At 57.9% G+C, this 11,377-nt stretch carries 9 protein-coding genes; 4 read left to right on the top strand and 5 right to left on the bottom strand.

Annotated features, from left to right (window positions below):
• Positions 1 to 111 precede the first annotated feature (111 nt).
• Positions 112 to 870, top strand: coding sequence for a winged helix-turn-helix domain-containing protein (locus LG290_RS14135; RefSeq protein WP_160419057.1), 759 nt, complete (start codon positions 112 to 114; stop codon positions 868 to 870).
• Positions 871 to 873: 3 nt separating this feature from the next.
• Positions 874 to 2,469, top strand: coding sequence for an ATP-binding protein (locus tag LG290_RS14130; protein WP_499835340.1), 1,596 nt, complete (start codon positions 874 to 876; stop codon positions 2,467 to 2,469).
• 6 nt (positions 2,470 to 2,475) lie between these two features.
• On the opposite strand, the gene LG290_RS14125 is transcribed toward LG290_RS14130, so the two are convergent.
• Positions 2,476 to 3,390, bottom strand: coding sequence for a LysR family transcriptional regulator (locus tag LG290_RS14125; protein ID WP_499835339.1), 915 nt, complete (start codon positions 3,388 to 3,390; stop codon positions 2,476 to 2,478).
• Positions 3,391 to 3,490: 100 nt separating this feature from the next.
• Here LG290_RS14125 and metE point away from each other — a divergent pair, with 100 nt between their 5' ends.
• Positions 3,491 to 5,788, top strand: coding sequence for a 5-methyltetrahydropteroyltriglutamate--homocysteine S-methyltransferase (gene metE / locus LG290_RS14120; RefSeq protein ID WP_499835338.1), 2,298 nt, complete (start codon positions 3,491 to 3,493; stop codon positions 5,786 to 5,788).
• A gap of 71 nt (positions 5,789 to 5,859) precedes the next feature.
• Here metE and ppk1 read toward each other — a convergent pair whose 3' ends face one another.
• Complete coding sequence (ppk1, locus tag LG290_RS14115) at positions 5,860 to 8,043, bottom strand: polyphosphate kinase 1 (RefSeq protein ID WP_499835337.1); 2,184 nt, start codon at positions 8,041 to 8,043, stop codon at positions 5,860 to 5,862.
• Positions 8,044 to 8,186: 143 nt separating this feature from the next.
• Positions 8,187 to 9,200 (bottom strand): porphobilinogen synthase, encoded by a 1,014-nt coding sequence (gene hemB, locus LG290_RS14110; protein ID WP_499835336.1) that lies wholly within the window; start codon positions 9,198 to 9,200, stop codon positions 8,187 to 8,189.
• A 184-nt stretch (positions 9,201 to 9,384) separates the two neighbouring features.
• Here hemB and elbB point away from each other — a divergent pair, with 184 nt between their 5' ends.
• Complete coding sequence (gene elbB, locus LG290_RS14105) at positions 9,385 to 10,044, top strand: isoprenoid biosynthesis glyoxalase ElbB (RefSeq protein ID WP_499835335.1); 660 nt, start codon at positions 9,385 to 9,387, stop codon at positions 10,042 to 10,044.
• 107 nt (positions 10,045 to 10,151) lie between these two features.
• Here the strand turns inward: elbB and tatC are convergent, their stop codons facing one another.
• Both tatC and tatB read right to left on the bottom strand, forming a co-directional pair.
• Positions 10,152 to 10,934, bottom strand: coding sequence for a twin-arginine translocase subunit TatC (tatC, locus tag LG290_RS14100; protein ID WP_499835334.1), 783 nt, complete (start codon positions 10,932 to 10,934; stop codon positions 10,152 to 10,154).
• The gene (gene tatB / locus LG290_RS14095) at positions 10,931 to 11,377 is read right to left on the bottom strand and encodes a Sec-independent protein translocase protein TatB (RefSeq protein ID WP_499835333.1); all 447 of its coding nucleotides are present in this window, start codon (positions 11,375 to 11,377) and stop codon (positions 10,931 to 10,933) included. The genes tatC and tatB overlap by 4 nt, the downstream gene beginning before the upstream one ends.

The following is an 11,377-nucleotide window of genomic DNA, read 5'->3' as shown; positions in this document are numbered from 1 at the left end:
TAAGGCAAGGCGTAGTGGTTGTTTTAAGGTATCCTTGTAACAAGTTACTACCCTGGCATGCACAATGTGCATGTGAGATAACAAATTAGCCCCATGGAGTGAAAAAAGCGGATGGTGGATCACTTGGAACAACAATTTCAGGCACTGGGATCACAAGAGTCTGCAGTGCCTGACTATCCTGATCAGGACCACATCCTGATCATTGAAGACGACCAGCGTCTGGCCGAGTTGACCCGTGATTATCTCCAAGCCAATGGCTTTCAGGTCACCTTGGAAGCCGATGGCAGCAAGGGAGTGGATCGCATACTGACCTTGCAGCCGGATCTGGTGATTTTGGACTTGATGTTGCCGGGAGAAGACGGCCTTTCCGTCTGCCGTCGGGTGCGTCCCAATTACGCCGGACCGATCATGATGCTGACCGCTCGCACCGATGATCTCGATCAAGTGCTGGGGCTGGAAATGGGCGCGGATGATTATGTGTCCAAGCCGGTACAGCCACGCGTGTTGCTGGCCCGTATGCGGGCACTGCTGCGACGAGCCGATGCGCCGGCCCCGGGCGGCGAAATGCGGTTGAAATTCGAGAATCTGGAAATCGACAACGCCACTCGCGAAGCTTGGCTTCAGGGTGAGCGAATTGATTTGACCAGCGCTGAATTCGACCTGCTGTGGCTATTGGCGCGCAATGCCGGGCGTGTTTTGACTCGTGAGGAAATTTTCAGCGAGTTGCGTGGTATCAAATACGACGGTCAGGACCGTTCGATCGATGTGAGGGTTTCGCGCATTCGCCCCAAGATCGGTGACGACCCAAACCAGCCGCACCGGATCAAGACCGTGCGCAGTAAAGGATACCTGTTCGTCAAGGATGGCTAATTGATGCGGCGCTTGTTGTCCCATGGCACTTTCCTGCGTTTTTATGTATTGCTCGGGTTGGCGCTGTTGATGCTGTTTCTCCTGGCATTGTCAGGGCGAATGCTGATCGAACAAGTACGTAACGAAGACCACCGGGAACAACTGGTGGCATTGCCCATGTCGCTGTTGACACAAGCGCTCGCCAATGAGCCCGAGGCATCCTGGGAAGAAGTATTGGCTGACTATGCCCAGCAACTGGACATGGACCTGTCATTGCTTCCGATCGAAGAACTCGGTGGTCAGTATTTCGCCCGCGCCCGTCTCGCACGCGGGCAGGTATTGGTCAACAATGGTTCGGGCGACGCCTGGGAACTACAACAGCAGTTGCCTGACATGCCTTGGGTACTTCAGGCCGAGTTGCCCGGCTGGAGCGAACGCCAGTGGCAGGGCATGATGCGCTTGCTGGGTAACTGGCTGGCTAGCGTCAGCCGATCACAACGGGTCGAGCGCTTGGATATCCTGGAGCAGGGCGCATGGCCGCTGAGTTTGCTGCTGACACCGCCCGAAGAAATAACTTCAGCTCAGCAGGCGCAACTGGAGCAAGGCCAGGTGGTCATGCAATTACTGTCGTATACGCTGGACGCCAAGTTGCTGTATCGCCTGCCGGGAGAGGCGCAGTGGTTACAGGCCGGGCCGGTCATCCGCCTGGAGTCGCTGCCGCTGAAGCTGCATTTGGCATTGTTGCTCGGCTTGATGGTGGTGCTGGCACTGATCATCTATCTGATCATGCGCAGTATCGAAACCCGTATGTCGCGGTTGGAACTGGCCGCCACGCGCATCGCCAGCGGGCGCCTGGAAACCCGGGTGAAGGTGGAAAGCGGCGATTTTCTGGGCCGTCTGGGGATGGCGTTCAATGGCATGGCCAATCAGGTACAGTCCTTGTTGCGTGGTCAGCAGGAAATGATTCGCGCTGTCTCGCATGAATTGCGCACCCCGGTGGCACGTATCCGTTTTGCCGTCCAGATGGTCGAAGACATGACCGAGGAGCCGGCGATTCGGCGCCAACTGCAAGGCATTGATGGTGACATTTCCGAACTTGACGATCTGGTCGACGAGATTCTCACCTATGCCCGCCTGGGCAGCGAGTCGATCAACGGCGCGGAAATGCAAACCGCACTGATAGACTGCGGGGCGATGGCAGAGCGAGTCATCGAGACGCTTTCACCCTTGCATGAGAACTTGTCGCTACAGCTGGTGCACGATGACGATGTCGAATTGAGTGTGGAACCACGTTACTTGCAGCGCGCCTTGCAGAACTTGGTCAGCAATGCCTGCCGCTATGCCCAGTCGCGAGTGGTTATCCGGTTATACGACGAGCCTCATCTGGTGCGTATCGATGTCGAAGATGACGGCCCCGGTGTACCGGAGGAGGCGCGTGCCGAGATATTCAAGCCTTTTGCCCGGCTTGATGACAGCCGAGCGCGCAGCTCTGGGGGATACGGCTTGGGGCTCTCGATCGTGGAAAAGATCATGGCTTGGCACGGGGGCAGCGTGACCGTGGATCAAAGCCCTGAGTTGCAAGGTGCCCGCTTTACGCTGTTGCTTCCCCGCCGTGAATGATATGGCTCAGGCCGGTTTGATACCTTCGAGTACTGCAAACGAGGTTTCCCGGGCGGTACGCAGAAAATCCTCCATCCAGGGTGCTTTTCGATTTTCTTCGCGCAATGCCGCGTAAAGGGTTCCCCATACGCCCTCGCGCCCCAGGCCCACCGCACTCACGTAATTGCGCTCCAGATACTCGGTCAATGCCCAGCTGGGCAAGGCGCAGACTCCCCGTCCACTGGCCACCAGTTGCATCATCATGATGGTCAACTCAGCGGTACGTATCTCTTTGGGACGTACGCCGGCGGGATCGAGAAACTGCGTAAACACATCCAGCCGTGAGTGCTCCACCGGATAAGTGATCAAGGTTTCCTCTCGCAGGTCTTGGGCGGTCACGAATGGCTTTGCCGCAAGCGCATGCTGACGAGCCACTGCCAGTAAGCCCTCATAGCGAAACAAGGGCTCATAGTGCACACCTGCAATCGGCTGGGGGTCGGCGGTGATCACCAGGTCGAGTTGTTCCCGGGCAAGAGCCGGCAGCGGGTCGAAATGATGGCCACTGGGAATATCGATTTCCACTTCCGGCCAATGGTTACGAAAATGATCCACGGTGGGCATCAGCCATTGAAAACAGCTGTGGCACTCGATGGCCATATGCAACCGCCCCTGCTCGGTGCCCGCCAGGCGTGCCAGGTCGCGTTCGGCCATGCGTACCTGGGGTAATACCTGATCGCCCAGGGCGAGCAAGCGCAGCCCAGCACGGGTAAATTCCACCGGCCGCGTCTTGCGCACGAAGAGTGTGCTTTCCAGACGGGCTTCCAGGTCCTTGAGTTGATGCGAAAGCGCGGATTGGGTGAGATGCACGCGGTCGGCGGCTTCCACCAGGGAGCCGGTTTCGCGCAGGGCGGCCAGGGTTCTCAGGTGACGTAACTCGATCATAAGTGAATTTCATTCATGGTTATCATTAATAAGTTTAGTTTGATTCACAATTGCGTGGCTTGCAGACTGTGCGAAATTATTCACGTTGAAAGGTTTCATCATGACAGTTTCTCATATTCTGGGCTATCCACGCATTGGCGCGCAGCGCGAATTGAAAAAAGCCACGGAAGCCTATTGGAAAGGCGATCAGGATCGCGAGGCCCTGGAAAATGTCGGACGTGACTTGCGTGCCCGCCACTGGGCGGCGCAACGCCAGGCCGGGCTGGATTGGGTCAGCGTAGGTGATTTCGCTTTCTACGATCAGGTGCTGAATGTTTCCGCCTTGCTGGGGGCAGTGCCGGAGCGCTTTGCCGCTCAGCAGGAACTGGCCGCTGGTGACGTTAGCCTGGATACCACCTTTCGCATGGCTCGCGGTCGGGCACCCAGCGGTATCCCGGCGGCGGCTTGCGAAATGACCAAGTATTTCGATACCAACTATCACTACCTGGTCCCTGAGCTGCATGAACACCAGCGCTTTCAGTTGGCGTCCACTCGCTTGTTCGATGAAGTGGACGAGGCGCACCAGGCCGGACATTCGGTGAAGGTGACCTTGACCGGGCCACTGACCTGGTTGTGGCTGGGCAAGGAAAAAGGCCAGGCGTTCGACCGTTTGTCGCTGTTGGAAGAAGTGGTCGAGGTTTACGGCGAGGTGCTCAATCGCTTGGCGGTACAGGGGGTGGAATGGGTGCAGCTCGATGAACCCGCCTTGGTGCAGGATCTCCCTCTGGCCTGGCAGCAAGCTTATGAACGTACCTATCACCGCCTCCAGGCGGCACCGCTCAAACTGATGGTGGCCATTTATTTTGGCGGCTTGGGCGATAATCTGTCGCTTGCGACGCGCCTGCCGGTGGCCGGGTTGCATGTCGATGCGGTGCGTGGAGCGGATGAACTGACCCATGTGATCGATCGTCTCGGGCCGCATCAAGTGCTCTCGGTGGGGGTGGTGGATGGACGTAATATCTGGCGAGCGGACCTGGCGGCCTTGCGGGAGCGCTTCATGCCGGTAAAGGTACGCCTGGGCAATCGCCTATGGCTGGCCCCGAGCTGTTCGTTGTTGCATGTGCCGGTGGACCTTGCGCTTGAAAGCGACCTGGATAATCAGCTGAAAAACTGGCTGGCGTTTGCCCGGCAGAAACTCGATGAAGTGGTCAGCCTTTCTCGTTTGCTGGACAACCGGGCTACCGCCGAGGATGAAACACGCCTGGACGCAGCCACCCGCGCCCTGGATGAACGACGCGGCTCCGAGCGGACCTGCCGCAAGACGGTAAGAGCCCGCCTGGCGGCCATACAGCTTGCCGATAGCGCGCGTAGCAGCGCCTATGCCCAACGCGCCCTGGCCCAGCGGCGCAAACTTGATCTACCGCTGTTTCCCACCACCACGATCGGCTCTTTTCCGCAAACCCAGGATATCCGTGCGGCGCGCCGGGCGTTCAAGGCAAAGACCCTGGGGCGTGAAGCTTACGAAACGCGCATGCGTGAGGAAATCGCCTATAGCGTCACGCGCCAGGAAGCCTTGGGGCTGGATATACCGGTACATGGCGAAGCCGAGCGCAACGATATGGTCGAGTATTTCGGTGAACAGCTCGAGGGATTCGCCTTTACCCGGTTCGGCTGGGTACAGAGCTACGGTTCACGCTGCGTCAAGCCGCCGGTAATTTATGGGGATGTCAGCCGTCCGGCACCCATGACGGTGCGCTGGAGTGAATACGCCCAGACACTGACCGACAAGCCCATGAAAGGCATGCTTACCGGGCCGGTGACGATTCTGCACTGGTCCTTCGTGCGCGACGACCAGCCCCGCGAGACCACCTGCCGTCAGATTGCGTTGGCGCTACGCGATGAGGTGGTGGACCTTGAACGAGCGGGCATCAGCATCATTCAGATTGACGAACCGGCATTGCGCGAAGGGCTGCCGCTGCGCCAAGGGCAATGGCAGGCTTACCTGAATTGGGCGGTGGAATGCTTCAAGTTGAGCGCCTCCGGGGTGCGCGACGAGACCCAGATCCATACGCATATGTGTTATTCGGAATTCAACGACATTATCGGGGCGATTGCCGCACTGGACGCCGATGTAATCACCATCGAAACCTCGCGTTCGGACATGGAGCTACTGGCGGCCTTTCAGGACTTCGCCTATCCCAACGAGATTGGCCCCGGTGTCTACGATATCCACACCCCCAATATTCCCGAGGTAGCCTGGATGGTACAGTTGATGGAAAAAGCGCTGGAGAAGATTCCTGCCGAGCGGCTGTGGGTCAATCCTGATTGCGGGTTGAAAACCCGTCACTGGGAAGAAGTCGAACCGGCCCTGGCCAATATGGTGGAGGCCGCGAAAGTTCTGCGTAAACGTTACGCCTGACCGGCAGCGCACCTGACTCTCAGTCCCTGACTATCAGCTCTTGACCAGCAGTGCCAAGGGCTGAGGATAGGTCAAATTTTCGAGGCATAAGCGTAAAGCAGCGTTTCCTGAGCACTGATGGGAGCGCTGCCGTTCGGGCACTGAAGCTCATATTGCCCGTCGGATTGCAGCCGCCAGCTCTGGCAGTTGTCCACCAGGTAGGTTTCCAGGTCCTTGCGCACCCGGGTGGCGATTTTCTTTTCCAGCAGGGGAAAGCAGGTTTCCACCCGGTGAAACATGTTACGCGCCATCAGGTCGGCGCTCGAGCACCAGATTTCCGGCTCGCCATCGTTATGAAAATGAAACACGCGGGTGTGCTCCAGAAAGCGCCCGATAATCGAGCGTACCCGTATGTTGTCCGAGATACCCGGCACCCCAGGGCGTAGGCAGCACATGCCGCGAATGATCAGGTCGCACTCGACCCCCGCCTGAGACGCCCGGTAAAGCGCTCGGATCAGTTTGGGCTCGGTCAGGGAATTGCACTTGATGATGATGTGAGCGCGCTTACCTTGCTGGGCGTGCTGTGCTTCGCGCTCGATCATTTCCACCAATCGCTCATGCAGAGTGAAAGGTGCATGCAGCAGGGTATCGATACGCCTTGCCTTGCCCATACCGGAGAGCTGCTGAAAGACCTTGTGAACATCGCTACACAGCTTGGGATTGGCGGTGAGCAGACTGTAATCGGTATACAGCTTGGCGGTCTTGGAGTGGTAGTTGCCGGTGCCCAGATGGGCATAGTGGCGCAGCTTGCCTTTTTCACGTCGCACGATATGCAGCATCTTGGCATGGGTCTTGTAGGCCATGATGCCGTAAATCACGATGGCGCCAGCTTCCTGGAGGCGAGAGGCGAGTACCAGGTTGTCGGCTTCATCGAAACGTGCGCGAAGCTCGATCACCACCGTGACTTCCTTGCCTTGGCTTGCGGCGTCCACCAAGGCGCTGACAATCGGCGATTCGGCGCCGGTACGGTATAGCGTCTGCTTGATGGCGAGCACATTCGGGTCACGTGCCGCCTCGCGCAGCAGGTCTTCGATCGGCGTGAACGACTGAAAAGGATGGTGCAGCAGGATATCGTGCTTGGCGATGGCCTGGAACAAGCTGCCGCTCTTGAGCGAATTGGGAATACTGGGAGTGAAGGGGCGATAGACCAGGTCCGGCCTGTCGACGTCTCCCAGTACCGCCATCATGCGGGTCAGGTTGACCGGGCCTTCGACGAGGTACAGATCGTCCGGCCCCAGTTCGAATTGCGTCAGCAGAAAATCGATCAAGTCGGCCGGGCAGTTTTCCGCCACTTCCAGGCGTACCCCATTGCCATAGCGACGCGCGAGCAATTCACCGCGTAGCGCCGAGGCCAGATCGGAGACTTCTTCGGGGTCGACACTCATGTCGGCATTGCGCGTCAGACGGAACTGATAGCAACCGCGCACGTTCATGCCGGGAAACAGCTCGTCAGCATGGGCGTGGATCATCGAAGACAAGAAGACGTATTCGGAGAAGCCTTCCTCGCAAAGGGCCTTGGGCAGGGCCATCAAGCGAGGCAATGAACGCGGTGCGGGAAGGATTGCCATCCCACCGGCGCGTCCGAAGGCATCCTTGCCTTCCAGCCTGACGATGAAATTCAGGCTCTTGTTGACCAGGCGAGGAAACGGATGCGAAGGGTCCAGCCCGATAGGGCTGATCACCGGCATGATTTCGTTATCGAAGAACTCGCGCACCCAGGCCTTTTGCTCGCTTGTCCAGTGATCACGCCGTCGAAAGCGCAGTCCCTGGGCTTCCAGCTGGGGTAGCAAGGTGTCGTTGAGTATCTGGTATTGACGAATAATCTGCCGATGGGCAGTTTGCGAGATTTCCGCGAGTACTGCCTTGGGTAGCCGGCCATCCGCGCCGGTGGTGTCATCGCCTAAAGCGATTTGATGCTTGAGCCCAGCCACCCTGATTTCAAAGAACTCGTCCATGTTGGAGGAGAAGATCAGCAGGAACATCAAGCGATTGAGCAATGGATGCGACTCATCGAGGGCCTGTTCGAGCACTCGGATGTTGAATTGCAGGTGGGAGAGCTCACGATTGAAATACAGCAACGGATCGTCGAGGTCGGTTTCCGGCACGGGGTGACGCGTCTGCACGCCGGTAGGGGTACGGTTGAGGCGCAAGGGTGCCGCCTCGCTTGCGGTGTCGCTGCTCTCGTTCTGGGAACCATCAATGGCTGAGTCTTGCATGTACGCGCTCCCGGTCACGCCCAGGCAGCTTTGGGGGCGAATATTGGTGAATATGCGTCGAGGTTAATCGACGAGGATGACAGCCAGATGACAGCGCTCGTTATCGCAGCGCTTGCTATCTGGCGCGAACGTCTAGCCTGGGCCTACCCTTGAGATTGCATGTAGCGGGCTGCCTCCAGGGCGAAATAGGTCAAGATACCGTCGGCACCGGCACGCTTGAAGCACATCAACGATTCCATGATCACCGGCTCGGCTTCCAGCCAGCCGTTGTCGAACGCCGCGCGGTGCATGGCGTACTCGCCGCTGACCTGATAAGCGAAAGTGGGGACTCTGAGTTCGTCCTTTACCCGGCGAACCACATCCAGATAAGGCATGCCGGGCTTGACCATCACCATGTCAGCGCCTTCGGCCAGGTCCAGGGCGACTTCATGCAGGGCTTCATCGCTGTTGGCCGGGTCCATCTGGTAGGTGCGCTTGTCGGCCTTGCCCAGATTGGCTGCCGAGCCCACCGCATCTCGGAAAGGCCCGTAGTAATGCGAAGCATACTTGGCGCTGTAGGCCATGATGCGCACATTGTGCAGGTGTTCCTGTTCGAGTACCTGACGGATGGCGCCAATGCGTCCGTCCATCATATCCGAAGGCGCCACCACGTCGGCGCCGGCCTCGGCGTGGGACAACGCCTGCTTGAGCAAGGTGTCGACGGTGCGGTCATTCTGGACATAGCCCTGCTCATCGATAATGCCGTCCTGGCCATGACTGGTGTAGGGGTCAAGCGCCACATCGGTAATAATCCCCAGTTCCGGTAAGGCGGTTTTCAATGCCCGTACACTGCGCTGCACCAGCCCATTGGCGTTATAGGCTTCTTCCGCCAGATCGCTTTTATGTTCGGCGGTCACCACCGGAAACAATGCCAGGGCGGGAATACCCAGTTGGTAGGCTTCGCGTGCCTGCTCGATCAAAAGGTCCAGCGACAAACGCTCCACGCCGGGCATCGAGGCGACCGCTTCGCGCTGGTTTTCGCCTTCCAGCACGAAAACCGGCAGGATCAGGTCGCTGGGGGTCAGGGAGGCTTCTTGCATCAGGCGACGAGAAAAATCATCGCGGCGCATACGGCGCATGCGTAGCGCAGGAAAATGGCGAGGACTGGGCGTGTTCAAGGCGTTTCTCCAGACAGTAACGGAAAGCTCATCGCCGACGGTACAGGCGACAACAATCCCTTGAGTATATCAGCCGTGCTATCCGGCGAAAGCCGCCTTGTGGCCGGAGAAGAGACTCACTAAAGTGGACGATCGATTTATTCAGCATTGCCCATGGCGGCGACACCCAAACGAGGAAATAAAAATGACCAAACAGGTGGCAGTGATCCTGGCAGGCTGTGGCGTGTTCGACGGCTCGGAAATTTATGAAACCACCTTGACGCTGCTGCGTCTGGACCAGTTGGGGATCGGTTATCGTTGCTTCGCCCCGGATATCGAGCAATATCAGGTGGTGAATCATCTTACCCAGGCGCTGGAAGACGGCGAAAGCCGCAATGTACTGAAAGAGGCCGCACGCCTGGCCCGTGGTGAGATCAGCGAGCTGGGAGAGCTCCAGGCCGGTGATTACGACGCGGTGATCGTCCCCGGCGGTTTCGGGGTGGCCAAGAATCTCTCCGACTTTGCTCGGGCAGGCGACAACATGCAGGTGCTTGAGGCACTCAAGGACGCTTTGGCGGGCTTTCGTGAAGATGCCAAGCCGATTGGCCTGATGTGTATCTCGCCGGTGTTGGTGCCGCGTTTGCTAGGCGAGGGCATTGCGGTGACCGTGGGCAACGACCCGGGCGTTTCCGGTGCCATCAGTGCCATGGGGGGGTTGCACCGTAGTTGCGGAGTAGAAGGCATCGTCGTGGATCGAGAACACCAGGTGGTGACCACACCGGCCTACATGTTGGCGACCAGAATCAGTGAAGCGGCTACCGGGATCTTCAAGCTAGTGGATCGTATCGACGAAATGCTGACCTGATAGCCTGACGCACAACGGCCCCTCTATCTAAAATGGCCTCTCTATTTGATCAATAGAGGGGCCGTTGCGGTTTTACGGTACAGGAATTACGTTATCTGGCTGAGATGTCAGACATTTTTATCCTGTTCCTCGGCGGCATCTTTTTCCGCCCGACGCTTGCGTACCAGGCGGCCGAATAACAGCCCGACTTCATAAAGCAGGTACATGGGTACTGCCAGCAAGCTCTGGGAAATAATATCCGGCGGCGTCAGCAGCATTCCGACGACGAAACACCCCAGGACGATGTAAGGGCGTTTTTTCGACAGGCTTTCCACCGTGGTGGCCCCGGAGGCGATCAGCAGAAAGGTAGCAATGGGGATTTCAAACGCCACACCAAAGGCGAAAAACAACTTGAGGACGAAGTTAAGGTACTGATTTATATCGGTCATTACCGCCACGTTTTCCGGCCCGGTCTGGGTGAAAAACTGAAACAGCAGCGGAAATACCACGTAATAGGCGAATGCCGCCCCGGTATAGAAAAGCGCTATGCTGGAGGCCAGGATTGGCACTGCCATGGCCTTTTCATTGTCGTAAAGCCCGGGTGCGACAAATGCCCAGGCCTGATGCAACACATAGGGAATGGCGGCGAATACCGCCACCACCAGAGTCAGTTTGAATGGTGCAAGGAAGGGTGATGCCACTTCGGTGGCAATCATCTGCGAGCCTGGCGGCAACAGCGCCATCAATGGCTGGGCGACAAAGGAATAGATGTCGTTGGCAAACGAATATAGCCCTAGAAAAATGACCAGGATCACTACCACCGCACGCATCAGGCGCGAGCGTAGTTCGATCAAATGTTCAATCAAAGGGGCCTGGACTTGCTCTTTCTGCGAGTCGCCGGACGTGCTCATCGGGAATCGGTATCCTTCTTGGCGGCCGAGGTGTCATCGGATGATGCGGTGGGTAGGTCTTCACGCACGGTAGCCAGGGCATCGTCGAGCCGTGATGTAGCACGCGCCACAGGATCCTCGGGGGGCGGTTCATTCTCCGACGTCTCGTTCGGGTTTTTCGTAGCATCCGAACGAGAAGGGGGAGTGTCCGCCAGGCTTTCGACGTCTTGCTTGGCCTTCTTGAGGCTATCGTCGAGTTTTTGTTGTTGCTCGTTGAGCTTCTGGCGCAACTCTTCGGTTTCCAGCTGGGCGTTGATTTCACGCTGCATGCCGGACACCGTTCGCTTGACCTTGCCAATCCACAGGCCCACCGTACGCGCGGCGCGCGGAAGCCTCTCGGGACCCAGCACCAATAAGCTCACCACACCGATGAGCAATAGCTCAAGAAAACCGATATCCAGCAT

This window comes from Halomonas sediminis (assembly GCF_044871105.1).
Taxonomy (GTDB): Bacteria; Pseudomonadota; Gammaproteobacteria; order Pseudomonadales; family Halomonadaceae; genus Vreelandella; species Vreelandella zhuhanensis.
Note: the sequence above shows the minus strand (reverse complement) of the source record. Positions and strands in the feature narration are given on the sequence as shown.

Coding starts and splice junctions, on each gene's coding strand:
- LG290_RS14135 (WP_160419057.1), top strand. CDS start 112: ATGGTGGATCACTTGGAACAACAATTTCAGGCACTGGGATCACAAGAG.
- LG290_RS14130 (WP_499835340.1), top strand. CDS start 874: ATGCGGCGCTTGTTGTCCCATGGCACTTTCCTGCGTTTTTATGTATTG.
- LG290_RS14125 (WP_499835339.1), bottom strand. CDS start 3,390: ATGATCGAGTTACGTCACCTGAGAACCCTGGCCGCCCTGCGCGAAACC.
- metE (WP_499835338.1), top strand. CDS start 3,491: ATGACAGTTTCTCATATTCTGGGCTATCCACGCATTGGCGCGCAGCGC.
- ppk1 (WP_499835337.1), bottom strand. CDS start 8,043: ATGCAAGACTCAGCCATTGATGGTTCCCAGAACGAGAGCAGCGACACC.
- elbB (WP_499835335.1), top strand. CDS start 9,385: ATGACCAAACAGGTGGCAGTGATCCTGGCAGGCTGTGGCGTGTTCGAC.
- tatC (WP_499835334.1), bottom strand. CDS start 10,934: ATGAGCACGTCCGGCGACTCGCAGAAAGAGCAAGTCCAGGCCCCTTTG.
- tatB (WP_499835333.1), bottom strand. CDS start 11,377: ATGCTGGATATCGGTTTTCTTGAGCTATTGCTCATCGGTGTGGTGAGC.